This is a genomic window from Desulfogranum aggregans (assembly GCF_055398265.1).
In genome coordinates, this window is the sequence record NZ_AP042447.1 from 1,888,313 (window position 1) to 1,910,638 (window position 22,326).

The window sequence follows — 22,326 nt, forward strand, 5'->3', positions numbered from 1 at the left end:
AGCAGTGGGTCTTGCATCAGTCCCCGGTTCTGCTTTTGACCAAAATTCCAGTGAGCCCAGGCTTCAGTTCATGACCTCATATGGCTGTCCACCTGGCAGTGCTCCATGGACCCGTTAGCATTATCGCGACGATCACGGTTGATTGACCGATCCACAAGGAACACAGCATGAAATACACAGAGCCCGTTTTTCGTCCTCCTTTTGAGGCTGACTCTCTCCTCCTCCAGGTGACGGTGGGGTGCAGTCACAACAAGTGCAGCTTCTGCACAATGTATCGTGATGTCCCTTTCAGCATGGAAAGCATAGAACAGATACAAAAAGATCTCCTCGAGGCAAGGGAAGCCATTCATCACATAGAGAGGATATTTCTTGTCAATGCGGACCCTTTTGCCCACAGTGCAGGAAAACTGCGAGCAATAGGCGATCTGATAAACGAAATCATCCCAGAGGTGCAGACCATCTCCATGTACGCATCCATCCTCAACGTGATCAACAAGACAGACGAGGAATTAAGGGAACTGCGCGACCTGAAATTCAACGATTTCAATATCGGCGTTGAATCTGCTCTGCCCGGCATGATGGAGCGTTTGAACAAGGGATATGTCCTTGAGACCGCCAGAACCCAGTTAGCCCGGTTAAAAAAAGCCGGGTTTGACTTCAGCCTGAACATCATCATCGGCGGGGCCGGGACCGAGCTTTATCTGGAAAATGCCAGGGCCAACGCGGCCTTTGTCGATGAAGTGAAGCCTCGCCTCATCTTTGTGGCCAACCTGCACATCGACCCGGGCAGTGAATTATTTGAGGAGAGACAACGCGGTGAGTTTGTTGAAAACACCTTACGCCAGAATCTTGAGGAAGAGATTGAACTGCTGAACCAGTTGACGCTTGACGCCTGCTTCTTTTATGGGATGCACACCTCGAACGTTATACCGGTGCAAGGCATGTTACCCCTAGCTAAAGCGACGATGCTGGAACGACTGCAAGCCGGACTAGAAGAAATTGACGAGCGCGTGCTTGATTCCCGTCACCTGAAAAAAGGACGAGAAGGGAATCTGATCCTTTCCGTGTAAACGGCTAGCTGCAACCTTTTTCACTCCAACTAACAACAACTCGATTAAAAATGTCAGGTCCATGCAGCTTGTTGCAGCAACGCAAAGCGGCAACATGACCGTCAATAGTCAATGTACCCGCTCTGCTCTCGGGCTGAAGGGAGCAGAGCATGACCGGGTGTACCCATGATTTCATTCTTGATGCCTATGAACAGCTGGCCAGGGGGTAACCGCTCATATCAGCCATGGCTGCAGAAAGTAACGACACCAAGTGAAGGACAAGGGACATGGTCAGTCCATCCTCATACCTGTTCCCACGAATCTAGCCACCGTAGGCATCGTCAGCACCAGCATTGAATCGACTATGGACGAAGCTTTCGACACACTCATGCAACAATTGATTAAAAAGAGGCATGACGCGAGAAGAGCATTTGCCCTTGATCAGGCAAAAGCGACCCGAAAAGGTACCTGAACTGGATCATGTGGAAGCGGGCTTTTCTGGAACAGAGGAAATGACCCTTGGTTCTGAAGCTGCCAATTTAATGTCCCCTGTCAGTTCTCCAAGGCCTGAGCTACGCAATATATAATCTATTCATATCATTGTGTGATATAAAAAAACAATTATCTACCTACCAGAAGGTTGACACTCTGCAGCTGATTGATTACTCTTAGTTCCACCATACAACAAAGCCAGATCTTTTGGCAAAAGCAAGGCACAGCCTATCTACCATTCAGCATGGGTATGCGCGCACGCAACTTTTCATCACAATACTAGACCCAGAGAGCAGAACTGGAGCATTACCATGAACAAGGTACTTCTTATCAATGCCCATGAGCCCTCCCCTTTCTCGGAAGGCCAATTGAATAAAACACTGGTACAGGTGGCTCAGGAGCACCTGGAAAACAACACGGCACCGGCGGACCCCTCAATGGCAAGAAATATATGCTCTCCCTCACCTTTAACGCTCCGGCAGCGCGTTCAATAACCCGGAGCAGCTTTTTTTCAAGGGAAAAGGCTATGACAAACTGTTCTGGCCTACCCACCTCAATGCCCATTTTCCTGAAATAGTCGAGTAGGCCTGGCCTGAAAAAATTCTGAATGGAAGGCATACTCTCATCTGCCCAGCCGATGGCATCCGAGAGATCTGGTTTCATGCTCATTGGTACGATGAAGAGTGTATTGAAAAGGAGAAATGTTCCATGGCAGACATGTTGCGTTCATTTGACCCAAGCACCGGTGAACTGCTTGGTACGGTATCTGTTAGCTCAAAAGAGCAGATAGACAGTATCATCACTGGTGCCCGAAAAGCTGTTTTACCGTGGAAATCACTCCCTGCTCAGGAGAGGATACGGTACATAGAAGCCGCCTACTCTGTTGTAGAGCCTGAAATACCACGACTTGCCGAGCTGCTGAGCAGGGAGATGGGCAAAGATATACGACGGGCAACCGGTGAGGTGCATGGCACCATTTATGGCGGACCCTCTATTGCCCAGGCCGTGCTCCAGGCATTGCAGCCGACACGCATCGGAAGATCCACGGTCCAGTATACCCCCCACGGCGTTGTTGTTGTCATCTCTCCATGGAACTATCCACTGGCAATGGCCAATAACCTCATCATCCCGGCACTTGTCGCCGGCAATACCGTGGTATGGAAGCCTTCGGAAGAAACGCCGCTTATCGCCGAAGAATTATACGGTATTCTTCGAAAACATCTCCCGGAAAATGTGCTGCAGCTCGTTCACGGCGATGGCACTCAGGGTCGCCTGCTTGTGGAGAGCGAAGCGAACATGATCGCTTTTACCGGCTCTCAGGTTGCGGGCAAAGAGATCATGCAGCGCTCGGCAGCCAACCTGAAACGACTGGTTATGGAGCTTGGCGGCAACGACCCGATGATTGTCATGGCTGATGCCAATCTCCAGGCTGCAGCCCGATTCGCCGTGGCCAGCAGTGTTGAAAACAGTGGCCAGATGTGCACCTCAACCGAACGGATTTACGTGGACAGATCTGTGGCTGAGGAGTTTGAACAGCTGGTAACTGCCTATGCTGGAAATTACCGTGTCGGTCCCTGGAATATGGAAGGGGTAAACATCGGACCGATCAACAACCATCGACAGCATGCCAGGATACTCACACATATCAGCGATGCCCTAAAAAAAGGAGCTACACTGCTTCTGGGAAACGAACAGCAGCAACCGCCCTATATTCACCCAACGGTTATCAGCGGCATGCAACCGCAGATGCTGATCGAGCAGGAAGAAACGTTTGGCCCGCTTATCTGTATCGGCCGCTATGCGAACATTGAGGAAGCAATCGAACGTGCAAATGAAAGTTCCTATGGCCTGGGTGCCGTGGTTTTCGGCGCAGCCGATGCGGAGAAGGTGGCAGATCGCCTTGAAGCAGGGATGGTCGGTATCAACCAGGGCGTTGGCGGTGAAGGCGACTCCCCCTGGGTTGGAGCAAAACAGAGTGGTTTTGGCTTTCACGGCTCACCTGACGGACACAAGCAGTTTGCCCAGGTTAGAGTCGTCAATCACTAAATGAATAACACACCAAGGAGAGAATCATGAGCCTTCAAGACACCCTCAACGCATTGAAAGAGGAACTTGAGTCCGCTTTGCCGCCTGAAATAAGAACGATGATGCATAAGGCCACCGACGAGCTTGCTCACTCAGGCATCATGGAAAAGGTTATACAGCCAGGGAGCACAATGCCTGAATTCATCCTGCCAGACGAGCGGGGAAATGCAGTGAGCTCAACGGCACTCCTGCAAAGAGGTCCTCTGGTGGTGAGCTTCTACAGAGGTGTCTGGTGACCCTACTGCAATACAGAGCTGGAAGCTCTGCAGGCAGTACATGCTCAAATCCTGGCCTCTGGAGCAACCCTTGTTGCCATCTCTCCACAACTCCCGAAATATTCACGGCAGATCGTCAAAAAGCACAACCTCACCTTTCCCGTGCTTGTCGATATAGACAACACCGTCGCCTCGCAGTTCGGTCTCACCTTCTCCTTACCGGAAGAACTGATAAAAATTTACAGCGGTTTCGGGATCGATCTGGATCGTTTCAACGGCAACGATGCGTGGCAACTGCCGATGTCCGGACGTTTTATAAGTGATCGGCAGGGGATCGTCAGAAGTGTCGAAGTCCATCCGGATTACACCCAGCGTCCTGATCCTTCCGAGATTCTGACGATCCTGAAAACCCTGTAAACGTCAAAACTCATCCTCTTATAAAAGAGTGTATCCATGCAAAAAGTGCTCATCAATTTCGTGCACCCGGCAAAAGCGCGTTCAATCATCAACAAGGCGCTCCGGTCGGCAGTCGAAAATCTTGAAGAGGTGACAATCAATGATTTGTATGCTGCCTACCCTGATTTCCTGATTGACGTCAAGCAAGAGCAACACCTCTGCGAAAGTCATGATGTTATCATCTTCCAGCATCCATTCTACTGGTATTCCTCACCAGCACTCATGAAAGAGTGGCTCGATCTTGTGCTTGAGTATGGTTGGGCCTATGGCAGCCAGGCCAAGGCGCTCAAGGGTAAACTTTTCCTTCAGGCAATCACCGCTGGAGGCGATGACAGTACCTACCAAAAGGACGGGTATAACGAGTTCACGATCAGTGAACTGACCTCGCCCTATCGTGCTGCGACAAAGCTTTGTAAAATGGAATGGCTTCCGCCATTTACGGTGCTGGGTATCCACAGGGGACTGCCAGAAGATCAGATTAACGCCCACGCAGAAGACTATCGACGAACGGTTATCGCCCTGCGAGACGGCTCACTGAATATCCAGAAAGCTAAGAAAGGGAAATATCTGAACAGTGATCTCAATGCAATTATCAGGAGACCGTAAATGGAGCACTTCCTCCTTCAGCTTTTCATTTTCCTTGCCGCTGCCGCAATTGCTGTGCCTGTCGCCAAAAAATTCGGCTTGGGCTCGGTGCTCGGATATCTGATAGCGGGCATTCTCATCGGTCCCTTTGGCCTCTCCCTTATTGGAGACATTGAAGAGGTGATGCACTTTACCGAGTTCGGCGTTGTCATGATGTTGTTTCTTGTCGGCCTGGAACTCAAGCCTTCGCTGCTCTGGCAGATGCGCACCCCCATATGTGGAATGGGCGGTGCACAGGTGGTGCTCTCGAGTATCATCATTGGCGCGGTAGCTTTCTTTTTCTTACCCTGGCAGCAGGCGGTTGCCATCGGCCTGATCCTTTCTCTTTCATCGACAGCCATTGTCCTGCAGACCTTACGAGAAAAAGGGATAATGAACACCTCCTCCGGCAGATCAATCTTTTCCGTACTGCTGTTCCAGGACTTGGCGGTCATTCCCATGCTTGCCGTCCTGCCCCTGCTGGCTACAGTTGTCATGCATGGGGGTGACCATCACGGCTCAGCGATGTTTGACATCGGTTCATTGCCCGGCTATCTGCAGATTCTGGTAATCCTGGCTGCCGTTCTCTCTATCTTCCTCCTCGGAAAATTTGCCAGCAGGCCGATGTTCAGAACCATTGCCGCAACCCGAGTCAGGGAGATTTTCGTGGCCGCTGCTCTTGCCCTCGTGGTCGGCATATCCTTACTCATGACCGCCGTTGGGCTATCGCCTGCCCTGGGGACATTTCTTGCCGGTGTTGTTCTGGCAGACAGTGAATATCGCCATGAACTGGAAAGCGATATAGAACCGTTCAAGGGACTGTTACTGGGGATTTTCTTTATCTCGATAGGCGCCAGTCTCAACTTCAACCTGATCGGCGAAAAGATTTTTCTTATTGCAAGCCTGACCGCAGGTCTCATTGGATGCAAATGGCTGGTCCTTCTCTGCGTGGGGTATATTTTCAAAATCCCTCAAAAGGAGCGTTCGATCTTTGCCGTCGCTCTCGCTCAGGGAGGTGAATTTGCCTTTGTGCTGTTCCAATTTTCTAAAAGCAACGGCGTGTTGCCGGCCGCAACTATCGAGCCTCTCATCTCTGCGGTCGCTATCTCCATGTTTCTTGCCCCTCTGCTGTTTCTTGTTCACGATAAGTTCGTCATGAGCCGCCAGGGAGAAGAAGAAGCACAACGTGACGCTGATACCATAGATCGCAGCGGTCATAAGGTCATCGTTGCAGGTTTTGGCCGTCTGGGGACTGATCTGGGTCGATTCCTCATTTCGGCGGGTATCAAGCCGGTTATTCTCGATCATGACGCGGTAAACGTTGATGTGTTGAGGAAGTTCGGTTTTGAAGTGTACTACGGCGATATCACTCGTCTTGATCTTCTTGAAGCAGCAGGAGCCGCTGAAGCGGAACTTCTGGTGATCACCATAGGCGATGCAGAGAAGACAAGCGAGTTGATTGAGCTGGCAAAAAAACACTACCCGCATCTGAAAATTGCGGCCAATGCAGCTGATCGTTCCTCGGCATACCAGCTCATGGACCTGGGGATTACGACAATACGGCGAGAAACCTTTGGCAGTGCCCTGGCCCTTGGGCAGGATGCCTTACAACTGCTCGGGATGGATCCCTATGAAGCCTACAGGCTGATGCGTATTTTCAGGAAAAACGATGAGAAGATGATGCCTGAGTTGCATAAGATACATCGCCAGGATGAAGAGAACTACATTTCCATGTACCAGAAACATAATGCAGATCTTGAGGAATTAATTCGCCTGGATCAGAATGCAAACCTGGAAGAACTCGATAAGGCCTGGACGGTCAAGAATCCGCAAGTGTGATCGACCTGATCGCTCAGCCATTTTCGTGCAGGCCTGGTCAGCGCAGTGTAATGCTATTCCAGGGGCGAAAAAACCGGTGTGCAACCGTTATAGCGACTATCAGCGATTTGTATTCATCAGATGAAGTGCTAATATTTGCACGTAATGTGAAAATATAGACATAGCGTGCCTGGAAATCCCCCCAGTCGAGCTATACTGCCAGCCAGTAGCCAGATCGAGCATAGAGACCAAGGTGCCCAGCGATGAGTCTAACGATTGATTTCAGTAACAAAACGGTGGTGGTGATTGGTGGAACCAGCGGCATCAACCGCGGTATTGCCGAGTTGTTTGCTCAGCATGGAGCCCGCGTTGCTGTTGCCAGCCGCACAGACCATAAGGTACTGGACACGGTAACTTCCCTGAAAACACTGGGTGCTGAAGCCATAGGTTTTTCAGCTGATGTGCGCGATCTAACCGCCATAGAAGAGGGACTGGCAAAAGTCCATGCGACCTTTGGCGAATTTGATGTCCTCGTCTCAGGCGCAGCTGGTAATTTTCCTGCCAAGCTCAATGGAATGTCAGCCAATGCCTTCCGAAGTGTAGTGGAAATCGACCTTCTTGGAACCTTTCATGTCATGAAAGCCGGTTTTGCCTACCTCAAAAGGCCTGGCGCCAGTGTCATCAATATTTCCGCGCCGCAGGCTTTTTTGCCGATGGAAGCTCAATCTCATGTCTGTTCCGCGAAAGCTGGGGTGGACATGATCACCCGTACCCTAGCGTTGGAGTGGGGCCGTGAGGGTGTTCGGATAAACTCAATCGTTCCCGGTCCCATCGACGGCACCGAAGGGATGGCCCGGCTTGCTCCCAACGAATCAGGACGGAAACGGGTGATCCAATCAGTACCACTCGGTCGAATGGGAACACCGGAGGACATCGGTCACGCATGCCTGTTTTTAAGCTCAGACTTGAGTAACTATATCAGCGGCGTGATACTGCCGGTTGATGGTGCCTGGTCCCAGAGAGGGTGTGGCGACATGAGCTCCTACCTCGGTAGCCTCGCCAGTCAAAAAGAACAAAGCTGAGGGACAGACATAACCGTATCTCTCCCCTATTGCCTCGGTACCACGCGCCGGGCCTGTCGTGCTGGACAGAAACAATCCAAAACAGCCCTCTGGGTGGATCCACAGCTATCAAAAACGATACCCCTCTCTATAATGAAGGTTCAGATCATAGATCCATGCAATTGACAACGCTCCTCACGCTTATTTCTCCTTATTGTCTCTAGCTTATACCCCCACCATTTTCTGAGGACGGGAAGCTGATTGAGCGGTTCGCTCGAGAAAGAAAATCCGTTTAACTCATTGAGATGTCCGGTATGTCAACATCGGCAGGGCTAACTATACAGAGTCGATACTTGAGGGACCGTTTGCCGGGATTTGTCTGTTCATATATACGAAGTATACCGAGAACAGGCCGTTGCTCGATGACCCCGAAGGCGTCCTCAGGCTGGACGGTGATATTTCTCCTCTGCACTTCATTTTTAAGATCTTTGTTCAGAGATTCAAAGGTGAATGTGGCAAACTCTCCATACTTCCCCAAACCAAGTATTCTTGTCAGTCCTGTAAAATTGTTCTTTTTATATCGGGTATCGTGACACACGATGATGTAGGGCGGAAAGAGTACGAGCCCTTCAGATGACAAGACGTTCTCCCTTATCTTCCCAAGGTCTTCGGCAAAACGACGAGCCTGTTTTTCTGAAAAATTAAGCTCCGTTTTGTTGTAGGCGAAATACATTGGCGGATCAATCAGGCCAACAGAGGCGCAGGTACTGATTCTTGTGCGCGCTCCGTATGGCTGGCTCATAAAGGTGGGACAATGGCTTTTAATGATATCGTTTGAAGTAATCTCTAAAGAAGAAACACTACTAATTCTCTTTGTTCGTCGAAATGCCGCTTTCTTGTAAGTAAAAATTCTTCTTGCCGCTTTTGAAAAAAATCCGCCATCCAGATTTATCGCTGAAGCGATGCCATCATGGTAGAGGAGCGTGGCGTTATCATTCTGCATGGAACTTCTGATGGCTGCCCTGAAGGCCTTTGCTGAAATCTTGCCATAGCTTTCATATCTGATAAATTGTTCGTCGACATCCTGGTAGACTAAACCTCCAGGAATGAAAATTGCGCCCTTGTTGTCATACTTACCTGTTGCGCCCTCCTCGTTAACTCCTGGCATTTGTCCCGCTTCATATTGCTCAATCATTTTATTCAGGGTGTGGAAACGAATTGTAATTACCTCCTTAATTAATTCGTTCCCTAAAATTCTCTTTTTATGCATAGCGAATATGTTATTTGGCTGGACGTTAATGGCTTTTATCTGACCTGGATCTCTTTACAGGAGCATTGATCTCGCGCATTCAGCAGGCATGGGGCGCTACCTCATCACCTCAGACTCGTAGATGTGGACACCGGTGTCTGTCTTTTCAAGAGCTGCTTTGACCATGAATCTGGCAACAGACTTGGCTTGAACAGGTCGATATTTTTTCAAAGGACCAATGAGCAGCAGATTCAGTAACGGCGTTAGCAGAACCGCTAGCTGCTCTCCCAGGCGAAATTCCTCTCGTGGGCCCAAGAGGAGAGATGGGCGAAGGATATGTAGAGATGGATACCTCAATTCCTGTACCGCCTGTTCCATCTCTCCCTTAACCCGATTATAAAATATCTTTGATTGGATATCGGCTCCCAACGAAGAGATTACCAAAAACTGTTGTGCGCCCTGCCTTCGCATGACCTCTGCAACCTTGAGGACCAATGAAAAATCGACTTTTTTAAAGGCTTCCCGTGAACCAGCTTTGTTCATCGTTGTGCCCAGGCAACAAAAGACATCATCGACCTCTATGTCGTGGAGGTCCCTTTCAAGATGGCCAAAAGTGGTAACGACTGTTTTGAGTTTTTGATGGGATCGAGAGAGCGGTTTTCGCCCAATGGCGATGACTTCTGAATAGTTTGGGTTCTCGAGAAGTGATTCTACACAGTACCCACCTGTCAATCCGGTAGCACCAACTATCAATGCTTTACGAGAATTGGTTATCGGCTCCATAGTTAGCCCCACTCTGCTTCAACCATAGATAGCGTCTCTTCAGCGTATCTTTGACCGGCAAGGTTAACCGTGTGTTTGAAAGGTCTTTGTCTTGTAAACACACTTGCACATATTTTTACGGGTAAAAGCCAAGTACTGATGCATCCGCTCCTGGCCTGTTCGTCGATTACAAAGGTGTTAATAGTTTATTTACTGTGCCTTGAGTTTCATGCGAAAGGCATGCAGAAGTGGTTCGGTGTACCCACTTGGCTGTTCCCTTCCTTTGAACACCAACGCGCAGGCTGCTTTAAAGGCCGCACCATCATAGCTGGGCGCCATGTCTGCATAAGCGGGATCACCGGCATTCTGTTCGTCCACGATCACAGCCATGCGCCTCATGGTTTCCATCACCTGCTCTTTGGAGCAGATGCCATGTTGCATCCAGTTGGCAATGTGCTGGCTTGAAATACGCAATGTGGCACGGTCTTCCATTAGGCCGACATTGTGAATGTCAGGCACCTTGGAACAGCCCACCCCCTGATCAATCCAGCGTACAACATACCCCAGAATGGATTGGGCATTATTGTCGAGTTCAGCCTGAATTTCTTTTTCAGACAGGGTGTTTTCTGTCATCAGGGGAATCTGGAGAAGAGTGTCAACGGAGGCGCTCTCGCGTGATAGCAATTCCTGCTGTACAGCTTTAACATTAACCTGATGATAGTGGGTTGCGTGCAGGGTGGCAGCAGTGGGAGAAGGTACCCAGGCGCAATTGGCGCCGGCTTTCAGATGTCCGATTTTCTGCTCCATCATTTCAGCCAAACAATCAGGCTTGGCCCACATGCCCTTGCCGATCTGCGCCCTGCCGATAAAGCCGGAAGTCAAACCTACGTCCACATTGGCGTCCTCATAGGCTGCAATCCATGGTTGCTCCTTCACTGCATCCTTGGGAAGGAAGGGGCCTGCAAGCATGGAAGTATGGATTTCATCTCCGGTGCGATCGAGAAAGCCGGTGTTGATAAAGAAGATGCGTTCCTGAACAGCGCGCACACATTCCTTGAGGTTGATACTGGTGCGACGCTCTTCGTCCATCACCCCGATCTTGATGGTGTTCCGGGAAAGACCGAGGGCATCTTCTACAGCGATCATCAGGTCGTTGGTGAAAGCGACTTCTTCCGGACCATGCATTTTCGGTTTCACGATATAGATGCTGCCGCAACGACTATTCTTGTGTTTGCCGAGGCCTTTCAGATCGTGCATGCCGCACAGTGACGTTACGAGAGCATCTACAATACCTTCCGGCACCTCATTCCCTTCACTATCCAGTACGACATTGTTGGTCATCAGGTGGCCGACATTCCTGACCAGCAGCAGGGCGCGGCCATGCAGCGCCAGTGGCTGGCCATCGGCGCCCGTATACTCACGATCGGCCGTCAGTACCCGAGTTATGGTTTTATCGCCTTTTATTACTGATGCCGAAAGTTCGCCAGTCATCAGGCCAAGCCAGTTGCTGTACACCAGCACCTTGTCCGCAGCATCAACAGCGGCAACCGAGTCTTCACAGTCCTGAATGGTAGTCATTGCTGATTCCAGAATGATGTCAGCGACACCGGCATGGTGCTGCTTGCCGATCAGGTGTTCAGGGTTGAGCTGTATATCCAGATGCATGCCATTATTCTCGAACAGCAGGGCATTTGGCGCTTCAACAGTACCCTGATAACCGCAGAACTGGTCAATAATGGCGAGCCCTGTCATGCTGCCATCAGTCAGGGCGGCGGAGATGCTGACCCGCCCGCCATGGTCACGCAGATGATAGGCGGTTACCTGCGAATGACTGCCACTGGCAAGCGGAATCGCTGTATCGAGGAAGGTATCGGCCCAGGCCATGACTTTTTCTCCACGAACCGGGTTATAGCCATTGCCCTTCTCTGCACCGTTGCCTTCTGGAATCAGGTCTGTGCCATAGAGGGCGTCAAACAGGCTGCCCCATCGCGCATTGGCGGCATTCAGTGCGTAACGAGCATTCATGACAGGAACCACAAGCTGTGGCCCGGCCACTGTTGAAATTTCGCTGTCTGCATTGGCGGTGGAAATGCATAAATCGTCGCCTTCGGGGACCAGGTAGCCGATTTCCGAGAGAAAGGTTTTGTACGCGTTGAAGTCGTTCAGGTAATCCTCTACAGTGTTCTCCATGTGCCAGGCATCAATCTGCTGTTGGAGAACCTCACGCTTTGCCAGCAGTTCCCGGTTGCGTGGGGTCATGCGGGTCAGGATGTCTTCCAGTGCTGCCCAGAATGTTTCGGGAGTGACACCCGTACCGGGAGTGGCTTTATCCACGATGAAGTCGTGAAGCTGGTTGGAAATCTGCAGGTTGCCGATGCAAGTGTATTGCGTACTCATTCAATCCTCAAGTTCCGTTAGACTAGGTAAAAAGGTAAAAAAACATCACCCCACCACTTCTACTGGGCAACTCGACACAGAGAAAAACGCCATCTTCAATGATAGAGGCAATGAGGGACCTTAGCTGAACCTGTCTCCACAGCAAGGCATTCCAGGCTTCTCTCTGTCTTCGAAATATCAGCATGTACGACGAGGAAAAGTTTACAAAATACCCTTCTAGTGTTCGAATACCGTTTTTGATTGACGACGTATCGAGAACACCAGAAGTCTTTCCACAGGTGATGTTTTTCGCTCGCAGGCGTAACAGTGACTATAGTCCTTTCAACCCGAAACCTCAATGAATCGACCATGCTCATCACCTAGGGGCATCCGTGAAAGGAAAAATTTTGTTCAAAATCAGCTATGCGAAGAATCCAAGGCATGAGACATCATGACCGCAGGCATATTGTTCATAGTTAGCCAGTTAACAGCATTTGAGTCCTCCACGATCCTCGTCAGTGAGGATGAACGTAAAGTGTGGACAACAAGGCAGAGCCTTATGCGTGGAACTGAAAGATCAGATCAAGTGAACCTGTGAGACTATGTACCACGGGAGGGTGCAGCAAGCGAAGTTGACTGATTGTTTGTTTATCTGTGTTTATTATTTGCTTTGTAGCAACTGTTGTTTTTTCAGTTTCTAACTCAACTGCACATTCAATCAATACCACTAGCATTTTACAAAAGAGAGCACCTAACAGCAAAGGCACTACTTTTGATCACACCTTTGAAAAAAACCAAACAACATCAAAAAGATTCATAGTCTTCATTTATCATATTTACCTCATCAACCAATTCGATTGCTTTCGCCTCGTCACCAGGAAGGAGGATTGTACCATCCTCTTCCCCGTATTTTTCCTTGAGTTTGCTTTCCAGATCCAGGTTGATGTCAAATAAGCCAAAACCACGCATGAGCCACCGGGAGAACAAGGGGGAGGTTATGTTGCTGGAAAATATAATGTCAATCTCTCTATGCCTGGGGTCTTGTTCTATCTTTGCAAACGTATCTTTTACCGCTGCTTCCTCTCCTTCCAAAAATTGAAGATAGCTACTTCTTGTTGCTATGAGTGCGCCATTGATGCCATGAAGGCTATTCATCTGAAGACTTGTGTAAAGAATATCCCGAAAAGTTTCCTTGTCAATACTCCCTGCTGCACGACTTTTATAGATTATTCTGTACATATACACTCCATTTCACATAATTGTATTTAACTGATCATTTATTTGTTTTTTTATATTCACCCTTTGCGCTCCCCTTTGTTCCCTTTTTCATCACGCCATTTACACATTTCTGGCGGGAAATCGCCACGAATATGTAAGTACCTGGGACCTGGGTGGCATAGCCCATTTCCCCGGTAGCAAAAAGCCGAACACTACGCAGTCTATGCTATTTGTAGAGCTATTGGCAACCTAAGTCGCAGGCCAATGGGACCGGTATAGATTTTTCCTGCCCCTCTGGAGGCAAGCAACAGGAAATCGAACGCCGCCTCCTTTGGAAAAAAACCGGCGATGAAAAGAAACGACGTTCCCCGGATTAACACTTCACCTTAAAGAAGCGCATGGGCACTGCTCGTGTCGCTGACAAATTCAGGCATTGCTTCAGACACTTTGAGCTGCCAGCGGGTGCTGGTTGATATCAACCACCGCTTTTGGTGCATATGCACCAACACCCGCGGTCGCCCTCCTGCTTTTTTCCTTTTCCTATTAAAATCCAGCCAGTTAGAACGCGGAAGGTTTCTCAACAGCCATGGCACAGCACCTGCAAATTTATCTGCAATAGCGTGCAGAAAAAATACGCACACCCTGAGAAAGACAAACCTGCACTGCCTGGCGCGTCAACCATCATCACCAAAACAATACCAGGAGAAGCAACCATGTCTGATTACGAAAGTGTTTCATCAAATGATTGGGATGAGGATGAACTCGAATTGCACACCGAGGTTTCAAGTGAGGGCAGCACCGCATCCACTGGGGCTTATCAACCTGAATCCGGAGATGATATCGAAGAAGACGGGTTTGATGTCGCCACCCATGGCGGAGGCAGCCTGGAAAATGTGGCAGAGTTCGACGGTTCGTACGCACTCACCGAGGGTTTTACCATACTGGACGAGGGAGAAGCGATTGATCTTGCCACGGTCCCTCCGGCCTGCGATGAAACCTTTGAGCAACCCGAGTCTGTATGCGGCCGCGATGATCGCATAAAAATTTCCGGAACCACATCAATACCATGGCGCATGATCTGCAAGCTCATCATTACCACTGCCAGTGGCAGCAGGTCCGGCTGTACAGGCTGGTTCATTGGCCCGCGGACGGTTATGACAGCCGGGCATTGTGTTTACAGTCATACCAGGGGTGGTTGGGCGAAAAAGATTGAGGTCATTCCGGGCATGAACGGTACAGTCAAGCCCTATGGCTCTCAAATTGGCACCTCATTCAGGAGTGTCAAAGGATGGACGAAAAACAAAAAATCCACCCATGATTATGGCTGCATCATCCTCCCCAATGACACCCTTGGCCGTCGCGTCGGTTGGTTTGGTTTTGCCAACCTTTCTGCAGTTTCGCTACGAAATCTGCTGGCCAACAACTCCGGATACGCAGGGGATAAACCCTTTGGAACCCAATGGTATAATGCAGGAAGAATCACCAAAGTAGAAACCAGGCGACTGCATTACATGCTCGATACCTTTGGCGGCCAAAGCGGCAGCCCTACATGGCGATACCGTAACGGGAAAAGGCATGCCATCGGTATTCACGCCTATGGCGGTTGTCCCAACAAATCAACCAGGATCACCAAATCGGTTTTCAACAATATGAAGAACTGGAAGAACGTATAGAGCTGGTGACGGTCTGCATTGAGAAACGCCGGGCTGCACAGTCAAGGCGCGTCTCAATGCAGCCTAGAGCAACGGGGTGGGAGAAGGCAATCACAAGACCTGTGTGGAGGAAAACAATGGACAACGATGACAAGACTGTAAGTAGTAACGATAGCCCTTCTCCACCTGCAAAGCAATCGTCGTCTGGATGGACGACTGCGATTATCACAGACATCATGGAAAGCTGGCCGCTGCAGCTTAGTCTCTCTACTGACGGCAACCACATGATGATTGAACTCGCTGCAGATGCCGTGATTGAGTCAGAGGGAGTCCCCCTGTCGCCTGGAAACCTCTCACCGGGTGATCGCGTCAAAATTCGCACGGAACGCGATCCTGCAGGTTCCGGAGAGTGCCACGCCGTGCACATCAAAAAAATACGCACGTGAATGTATAATTGTCCCTCCCACCCTGACACTCTTTAACCTGTCTGAATCTGGAGAAGATATCAACATCATTTGCTCGAACACCACAACGCCTGGCCCTTGCCTCTGGTTATACCCAGCGTCCCCCCCCCCGCATCGAAGAGCTGCAACCTGCCGTCAATAGGACAAATGGCTAACGCGCACGAAGGATTCCCTCTTGGTGTTCAATGACGAGTCGGACAGCTCGTCCATGTACTTCGAAACTGTATTTTTTCCATGACTCCATTTTCTCAAAGGATGCAGTCTCCGACAGCATCAAGACGCTTCAGTTCCCTGCATGCAGGTATTGAGTGATTTGGAGTGATCTCCACCTGGGTAGCTGGTATGCTGTTGGCTTCCATGGTGGCATTCTTCGGCTTGACGCCCACCACAACGCGAGGTGTCATAGAAATCGCTTCTTTTGCTTTGTATTTGTTTTCAAGGATATCTCAAAACTTTTTTGCCGAGGCGCTGCTGGTTCGCTCGCGCAATCCTTGGGAAAACGTTGATCTTTTCCAATGGCAGGCTGCAATGTACGTTACCTCAATGCCATTTTGAGCCTAAGCCTATGGTGTAAATGGACGGGGGGCGGTGGAAGGTTTCAGTACTGTAAATGGTTCAATGGAGATGGAAATCGAGCCCTCCTCCCCCACCGGAACCTTACTTTCAACCCCCCCTCCGGTTGTCCAAAGACCAAGCTGAAAAATTGGTAACGTAAACCATCGAATCCAGGAGCCAACACCGGATTGAACCTTGCTGGAGGCATTATACAATGAGAGCATCCACTATCGTTGATACCCCGTGGTCCATGGCTGAATCCAGGCCTATCCTGTTGCAGGTTCTGATGATCCTTGTCCTGCTCTCCCCTTTTGCCCCGCTGTGCCTGCATGCCGATACCGCCAATGCAGTAGAAAAGGAAAACAATGGAACAACACCTCCAGCCATCGAAACAAACAAAATCGTAGCCGTGGAACCGGTCTCACCGGATGCGAAGATAAAGAAACGGCTGGAACGTATTATGAACTCAACCGACTGGTTTTCTCAGACGGAAATTCGGGTAGAGGAGGGAATTGTCTTTATAACCGGCCTCACAGTTGACGAGAAATACAGTGAATGGTTGAGCAATGTGGCGAATCGGACTCAGGATGTTGTGACAGTGATAAACAACATCACCGTGGCGGAGCCTCCCTTGCTCGATTTTTCCACCCTCCTCCAGGAAGTACAACAGATTGGGCCTCGGCTTATAAGAGCGCTTCCAACGGTTCTGTTTGGCGGCCTCATTCTGCTCGGCACAGTATTTTTTGCTCGAATCGGCAGCACCATTGCTGCCAATTCATTGCGACAGCGTCTGAATCCGATGGTACTCAGTGTTGTCTCGCGCGCACTGGCTACTCTCATCTTCTTTATTGGCCTCTACCTGGTACTCCAACTGGCCGGTTGGACCGGATTGGCAGCCACAGTCATCAGCGGCACGGGTGTGGCAGGCATCGTTGCAGGTATTGCTTTCCGTGACATATTGGAAAACTACCTGGCCGGTATACTGATCAGTTTACGAAATCCCTTTCGCCTTAATGATCTTGTGGATATCGGTGGCTACGTGGGAATCGTTCAGCGAGTCACTTCCCGCTCCACGGTCTTGATGGATATGGATGGTAATCATGTTCAGATTCCAAACGCGACGGTGTACAAAAGCATTATTCAGAATTTCACTGCAAATCCCAACCGCCGGCTCTCCTTTGGTGTCGGCATCGGTTATGACGCAGATATCGCCTTTGCCCAAAAGGTCGCTTTGGATGTTCTACGAAAACACCCTTATGTGATAGATGATCCTGAACCTCTTATCCTCGCCGACGCCATGGGTGCGGCGACCATTAATCTTGTTGTGTACTTCTGGTACAACGGGACAACCCACAACGGCCTGCAGATACGATCATCCTTGATACGGATGGTGAAAATTGCCTACCTGGAAAATGGTATCTCCATGCCGGACGAAGCCAGGGAAATCGTGTTCCCTGACGGCATTCCGGTACAGTTGACTCAGGGAGAGACAATGGAAAATCCCCCCAAAGAAAACGAGCAACAATCTGATTTTTCTGAAATATCTGAACAGGCCAATGTTATTATAAGTGCCGAGGGAGAAGGACAAAGTGAAGCCGCGCAGATCCAAAAACAGGGACGTTTGGCCAGAAACCCTGAAGAATCACCCAATCTACTTGAGAAGGATGCATGACTGTCCGGTATGGATATAGTTTCTAAGAAAAAATTGAAGGGCAATTGAAAAAACGGGCATTGTCAAATGGTATCATCAGCAGCAGAGCGAGGCTTCTTGCCGTTTCCAAATCTATCACTGCATTGTGTTGATGAAAGGGAAAGACAACCGAGCCGACTCTTCCCAGAATCCGTCAGGTAGTCGGATACCTTCGTTTTTTAGCTGTTGCAGCATTACACCAAGAGATGAGCTTTTCCCGTCATCTTTGTCAGCGCCTTCCTTACATCAGTTCCTCGAAACGTCAACTATATCATATCCTTTATCTTAGCGACCTCGCTGTCACGTATTTCCCGCATTTCACAAGGGATACGCCGTTGAGCAAAGCAAGAACGCAAGCAGATCATTTTCCACGCGGTAAAGAGAATACAAAATATCATTCCGTATTTAGTGATGCCGCTTGCCATTTATCGGCAAAGATTTTGCATGGATTGAGGTGTGGCTGTCAGAGTTCATCTACAGCAAGGCGGTATCATACCGCAGAAGAAAAGAATAACACCTCAAGGAGGAGAATATGCCCACATTAGAATGGCAAACAAACATTGGCTATGCTGTGGATTCTGCTAAAGCAACCAGAAAACCGATTCTGCTCGATTTTTTTAACCCCCAGTGAATTGGCTGCCAACAGATGGATGCAGTTACGTATCCAGAAAAAGAGGTTATCGACTTTATCAACCACTTTATGATTCCCTTGCGCATCAACATAAAAGACCTTGCTACCCAAGATAAGTTCAAGGCTATCTGGACACCGACTCTGGCCGTTCTCGACTTTAGCGGCGATGAGGTGCAGCGCAATATTGGCTTTTTTGATTCCCGTGAGCTCATGGCCAGTCTCCACCTTGGCATCGCCAAAGTGCATCTGGACGAAGGAGAGAACGACACGGCGGAAGTACATCTGAAGAAGTTGTTGGATGATTTTTCCGACAGCTCCATAGTTCCGGAAGCCATCTACTTCAGGGGCGTTAATCTCTATAAATGGCACCATGATCCCAATAACCTCAAAGCAGCCTATGAAAAACTTGTCGATGAATATCCCGATAACACTTGGACCAAGCGAGCGTTGCCATACAGATTAATTAAATAACCGATTTATACTGAATAAGAAAAAGCCTACAGGTTGGAGAAGACACCCTCTTCCCCAGCCTGTAGGCGACTACAACGCTTGTAGTCCTGCTAGGAGAGATTTTGTCCTCCCTTAAAGGACAGCCCTTCAGGGCAACCCGCACCGTTGCTCTTTCTCCACTTCCTGTTGGAGTCCAGAAACGACGAACCTACTGTTGACACCATATCAGTTATCTGCCTCTCCGCTCATGCCGTCATAGGCATCATGACGACGTGCTTTTCAGAGAGTGGTTGCTGCTATGGCGTACCAGGGGGGCCGCATCTTCAACGAACCTGCTATTCGAATGTGCAGTAACTATCTCATTTTATATATAAAGAGGTGATTGTGGTTTCCTTTTATGCGCTTAGCCCTGTTGCCCAGGCACTACTTGCAACGCTCTTCACCTGGTGGGTTACTGCTGCCGGTGCGGCATTGGTATTTTTGGTACGCGATATTAACCAAAAGGTGATGGATTCAATGCTTGGCTTTGCTGCTGGGGTAATGATTGCCGCAAGTTTTTGGTCATTGTTGTCACCAGGTATTGAAATGGCCGAAAGCTTAGATCAAGTCTCCTGGTTAACTGCTGCGATTGGATTTATGGGTGGGGGAATCTTTATGCGAATAATAGATAAATTCCTTCCACATTTACACCCAGGTTTGAGCGTTGATAAAACTGAAGGCGTGAAGACCTCATGGCAACGTAGTACGCTCCTTGTGCTCGCTATCACTCTTCATAATATCCCAGAAGGCTTAGCTGTCGGTGTAGCTTTTGGTGCTGTTGCTGCCGATTTACCTTCAGCTACTCTTGGAGGAGCAATAGCCCTTGCTCTTGGCATTGGAATCCAGAATTTCCCTGAAGGCACTGCCGTTTCCATGCCTCTAAGGCGGGAGGGAATGTCAAAAACAAAAAGTTTCCTTTATGGACAGGCTTCCGGCATGGTAGAGCCCGTCGCAGGTGTGGTGGGAGCCTTGTTTGTCATGAACATGCGTTCAGTACTTCCCTATGCATTGTGTTTTGCGGCCGGTGCAATGATTTTTGTTGTTGTAGAAGAACTTATCCCTGAGTCCCAGCGAGAGTATAAAAATATTGACCTTGCCACCATGGCAACCATGGCAGGCTTTTCAGTAATGATGATCCTTGATGTAGCACTTGGCTAGTGTAAACGTATTGCTTTGCTTTTGGCAAACTCGCTAGTCATTTGGTTATAGGCGACCTCGAAACTTGTAGAGGCTGTTCAACGAGGTTCATATAATGCGAACAGAACATCGACATTCTATCTAATTCGCCGAAGAGGAGCACTCTGCAGACCAGGGATACAGAGGAGGAAAGCGCATCGGCTTTACCTTGCCCATGCCAAGGAGCGCAAACAAGCCAGTCGACACAGGGGCAAAACCCCTGGTCAACAATGGCATTTCCTCGGTCGGAACGTCAGAACCATAGAACGGTTGAGCAAACAGGTCCCCCTGAATACTCTGCCCTGTCGCTGATACGAGCCTGGCGTGAGGCAAATACCCTGAGATAAAACTTAACGTTCCGATTTTTTTAATATTTTTCAACTTTGCACACACCACTTCCTTGAGGACATGGCACAGAACTGATGCGCATGGTGATCCGTGCGGTAGAACATCTGCAGGAGTTTGTACACAAAATCCCGCCTGGTTGCCGACAGTTCGAGCATGGTTGCTGAAAATAAAGTTGTGGCTCTCACTACTTTGCTTGGCAGGAAAGGCCAAGACCTGATTTTCAGGCGCTTCAGATTCTGCTGCGACAGGACACTGTCTTGTCTGATCAGACAAATGAACGGTTCATCCGGGAAACGCGTACTTTTGAGAAATGAAAAAGTACATGATTTGAGACAACTTGTTTGTTTTCTGGGCAAACAACCAGGAGGTCTCCGTCATGTTCCAATCCATACTTACCATATTTTTGGCATCAAGGGTGTAAACTTACAAATCCACATACGTCCTTGGCACTGCTCTTATCTTTTGTGTTGAAGCAAAACATCGCCATCGATGTTGCCCTCAATGTGGTCAAAGAGAATGCATCTTCAGAGGGTCAAAAATTCGACGGTTGCGTATGCCGTCAATTGGTAGAAAACAAGCCATACTTGAGATCCAAAAACAGGGACGTTTGGCCGGAAACCCTGAAGAATCACCCAATCTACTTGAGAAGGATGCATGACTGTCCGGTATAGATATAGTTTCTAAGAAAAAATTGTGTAATGTACTCACACGAGTGGTATTTCCTGTCGAAAACCTGTCGTGGAGAGAAAGAAAGCCTATCAAACACAGAAACTGAAAACAACCTACTCTGCATCCTCAGCTGCTGAAAAAATACTCAATGGAGATAATAATGAATGAGATACCTGAATCCATGCGAGGTGTCCAGCTTACAGGCCACGGCGGTTTTGATAAATTGGTACTTCGCGATGATATCCCGGTGCCCAAACCGGGGCCTTGCGATGTTCTCATACGAGTAGCTGCAGCTGGAGTAAATAATACCGACCTCAATACTCGACTTGCCTGGTACTCCAAGTCAGGTGGAGACAGTGACGATGCAAGCTGGTCTGGAACCCCCCTTCAATTCCCAAGGATCCAGGGGGCTGACGTTTGCGGCAAGGTTGTTGCTGTTGGGGATAAAGCTGACAAAAACCTCCTCGGCCAAAGAGTGCTCATTGAGCCCTGTATACGGGAAGCTGGGGGGAAAAAACTTGCTTCACCATGGTATTTCGGCTCCGAATGCGACGGGGGATTTGCGGAATACACTGTTGTTGCTGCCAGACATGCCTATAAGATAGACAGCACATTTAGTGATATTGAACTCGCTTCCTTTCCATGCTCATACTCTACAGCCGAGAATCTCCTTACCAGGGCAGATGTCACAGCCAATGAGAGAGTACTGGTAACCGGTGCATCTGGAGGCGTCGGGTCAGCAGCAGTACAACTGGCAAAAGCACGTGGGGCAAAAATAATTGGGGTTACGAGTCCATCCAAAGCAGAAGGAATTCTGAGTCTTGGAGCGCAGCAAATCATATCACGCACTGACAGTATTGTATCACAACTAGGAAAAAACAGTGTCGATGTTGTCATTGACCTGGTAGCCGGAAAAGGCTGGCCTGAACTCTTAGACGTTCTCAAACCGTTTGGCAGGTATGCCGTGGCAGGTGCAATAGCCGGGCCGCATGTGGAACTGGATGTACGAACACTGTACCTGAAAGACCTAAGCCTGTTTGGCGGAACAGTACTGGATGACAATGTTTTTAAAAATCTGATCGATCGCATCGAAGCAGAACACATTCACCCGGTCATTTCAGACACCTTCCTCCTGAGCGAAATTGTTCAGGCGCAAAAACAGTTTGCCACAAAACAACATATCGGCAAACTCGTGATTGACATGATCAGCTCCTGACCTGTAGCCGGTAAAAACCAGGCTAAAGGAT

The 22,326-nt window shown here is 49.2% G+C and carries 19 protein-coding genes and 1 pseudogene; 14 read left to right on the plus strand and 6 right to left on the minus strand.

Annotation, left to right across the window (positions count from 1 at the left end; translation table 11 throughout):
- The first annotated feature begins 167 nt into the window (after window positions 1-167).
- The 7 genes and pseudogenes from ACZ52Z_RS08625 (at window position 168) to ACZ52Z_RS08655 (ending at window position 7,821) form a co-directional block, all read left to right on the plus strand.
- Window positions 168-1,070, plus strand: coding sequence for a radical SAM protein (locus ACZ52Z_RS08625; protein WP_464270329.1), 903 nt, complete (start codon window positions 168-170; stop codon window positions 1,068-1,070).
- Window positions 1,071-2,249: 1,179 nt separating this feature from the next.
- On the plus strand, window positions 2,250-3,587 hold the full coding sequence (locus ACZ52Z_RS08630) for an aldehyde dehydrogenase family protein (protein WP_464270330.1): 1,338 nt from the start codon (window positions 2,250-2,252) through the stop codon (window positions 3,585-3,587).
- Between the two features lie 26 nt (window positions 3,588-3,613).
- A complete protein-coding gene (locus tag ACZ52Z_RS08635) occupies window positions 3,614-3,862 on the plus strand; it encodes a hypothetical protein (protein WP_464270331.1) in 249 nt (82 codons plus the stop codon).
- A gap of 12 nt (window positions 3,863-3,874) precedes the next feature.
- Window positions 3,875-4,258 (plus strand): annotated as a pseudogene (locus ACZ52Z_RS08640) (redoxin domain-containing protein); the annotation flags it as partial.
- A gap of 36 nt (window positions 4,259-4,294) precedes the next feature.
- Complete coding sequence (locus ACZ52Z_RS08645) at window positions 4,295-4,903, plus strand: NAD(P)H-dependent oxidoreductase (protein WP_464270332.1); 609 nt, start codon at window positions 4,295-4,297, stop codon at window positions 4,901-4,903.
- Entirely contained in the window at window positions 4,904-6,760 is a 1,857-nt protein-coding gene (locus tag ACZ52Z_RS08650) for a monovalent cation:proton antiporter-2 (CPA2) family protein (RefSeq protein WP_464270333.1), read from the plus strand.
- A 242-nt stretch (window positions 6,761-7,002) separates the two neighbouring features.
- Window positions 7,003-7,821 (plus strand): SDR family oxidoreductase, encoded by an 819-nt coding sequence (locus ACZ52Z_RS08655; RefSeq protein WP_464270334.1) that lies wholly within the window; start codon window positions 7,003-7,005, stop codon window positions 7,819-7,821.
- Window positions 7,822-8,092: 271 nt separating this feature from the next.
- Here ACZ52Z_RS08655 and ACZ52Z_RS08660 read toward each other — a convergent pair whose 3' ends face one another.
- The 4 genes from ACZ52Z_RS08660 to ACZ52Z_RS08675 all read right to left on the minus strand — a co-directional run bounded on the left by ACZ52Z_RS08660 (window position 8,093) and on the right by ACZ52Z_RS08675 (window position 13,426).
- The gene (locus ACZ52Z_RS08660) at window positions 8,093-9,070 is read right to left on the minus strand and encodes a hypothetical protein (RefSeq protein WP_464270335.1); all 978 of its coding nucleotides are present in this window, start codon (window positions 9,068-9,070) and stop codon (window positions 8,093-8,095) included.
- A 96-nt stretch (window positions 9,071-9,166) separates the two neighbouring features.
- Window positions 9,167-9,832, minus strand: a complete 666-nt coding sequence (locus tag ACZ52Z_RS08665; protein WP_464270336.1) for an NAD-dependent epimerase/dehydratase family protein — start codon at window positions 9,830-9,832, stop codon at window positions 9,167-9,169.
- A gap of 189 nt (window positions 9,833-10,021) precedes the next feature.
- On the minus strand, window positions 10,022-12,208 hold the full coding sequence (locus ACZ52Z_RS08670; RefSeq protein WP_464270337.1) for a malate synthase G: 2,187 nt from the start codon (window positions 12,206-12,208) through the stop codon (window positions 10,022-10,024).
- A gap of 783 nt (window positions 12,209-12,991) precedes the next feature.
- Window positions 12,992-13,426, minus strand: coding sequence for a BLUF domain-containing protein (locus ACZ52Z_RS08675; RefSeq protein ID WP_464270338.1), 435 nt, complete (start codon window positions 13,424-13,426; stop codon window positions 12,992-12,994).
- A gap of 692 nt (window positions 13,427-14,118) precedes the next feature.
- Here ACZ52Z_RS08675 and ACZ52Z_RS08680 point away from each other — a divergent pair.
- Both ACZ52Z_RS08680 and ACZ52Z_RS08685 read left to right on the plus strand, forming a co-directional pair.
- Window positions 14,119-15,078 carry a trypsin-like serine peptidase gene (locus ACZ52Z_RS08680; RefSeq protein ID WP_464270339.1) on the plus strand — a complete coding sequence of 320 codons (960 nt, stop codon included), beginning with the start codon at window positions 14,119-14,121 and terminating at the stop codon, window positions 15,076-15,078.
- A gap of 116 nt (window positions 15,079-15,194) precedes the next feature.
- Window positions 15,195-15,503 (plus strand): hypothetical protein, encoded by a 309-nt coding sequence (locus tag ACZ52Z_RS08685; RefSeq protein ID WP_464270340.1) that lies wholly within the window; start codon window positions 15,195-15,197, stop codon window positions 15,501-15,503.
- A 266-nt stretch (window positions 15,504-15,769) separates the two neighbouring features.
- Here the strand turns inward: ACZ52Z_RS08685 and ACZ52Z_RS08690 are convergent, their stop codons facing one another.
- Window positions 15,770-15,925, minus strand: coding sequence for a hypothetical protein (locus tag ACZ52Z_RS08690; protein WP_464270341.1), 156 nt, complete (start codon window positions 15,923-15,925; stop codon window positions 15,770-15,772).
- A 365-nt stretch (window positions 15,926-16,290) separates the two neighbouring features.
- Between ACZ52Z_RS08690 and ACZ52Z_RS08695 the strand changes: the two genes are divergently transcribed.
- The 3 genes from ACZ52Z_RS08695 to ACZ52Z_RS08705 all read left to right on the plus strand — a co-directional run bounded on the left by ACZ52Z_RS08695 (window position 16,291) and on the right by ACZ52Z_RS08705 (window position 20,044).
- Window positions 16,291-17,748: a mechanosensitive ion channel domain-containing protein gene (locus ACZ52Z_RS08695; protein ID WP_464270342.1), complete on the plus strand. Its 1,458-nt coding sequence runs from the start codon at window positions 16,291-16,293 to the stop codon at window positions 17,746-17,748.
- 664 nt (window positions 17,749-18,412) lie between these two features.
- On the plus strand, window positions 18,413-18,868 hold the full coding sequence (locus tag ACZ52Z_RS08700; protein ID WP_464270343.1) for a hypothetical protein: 456 nt from the start codon (window positions 18,413-18,415) through the stop codon (window positions 18,866-18,868).
- A 363-nt stretch (window positions 18,869-19,231) separates the two neighbouring features.
- Window positions 19,232-20,044 carry a ZIP family metal transporter gene (locus ACZ52Z_RS08705; RefSeq protein ID WP_464270344.1) on the plus strand — a complete coding sequence of 271 codons (813 nt, stop codon included), beginning with the start codon at window positions 19,232-19,234 and terminating at the stop codon, window positions 20,042-20,044.
- A 120-nt stretch (window positions 20,045-20,164) separates the two neighbouring features.
- Here the strand turns inward: ACZ52Z_RS08705 and ACZ52Z_RS08710 are convergent, their stop codons facing one another.
- Window positions 20,165-20,683, minus strand: coding sequence for a hypothetical protein (locus tag ACZ52Z_RS08710; RefSeq protein ID WP_464270345.1), 519 nt, complete (start codon window positions 20,681-20,683; stop codon window positions 20,165-20,167).
- A 184-nt stretch (window positions 20,684-20,867) separates the two neighbouring features.
- Between ACZ52Z_RS08710 and ACZ52Z_RS08715 the strand changes: the two genes are divergently transcribed.
- Both ACZ52Z_RS08715 and ACZ52Z_RS08720 read left to right on the plus strand, forming a co-directional pair.
- Window positions 20,868-21,068, plus strand: a complete 201-nt coding sequence (locus ACZ52Z_RS08715) for a transposase family protein (RefSeq protein WP_464270777.1) — start codon at window positions 20,868-20,870, stop codon at window positions 21,066-21,068.
- 171 nt (window positions 21,069-21,239) lie between these two features.
- Window positions 21,240-22,295 (plus strand): alcohol dehydrogenase family protein, encoded by a 1,056-nt coding sequence (locus ACZ52Z_RS08720; RefSeq protein WP_464270346.1) that lies wholly within the window; start codon window positions 21,240-21,242, stop codon window positions 22,293-22,295.
- Window positions 22,296-22,326 lie beyond the last annotated feature (31 nt).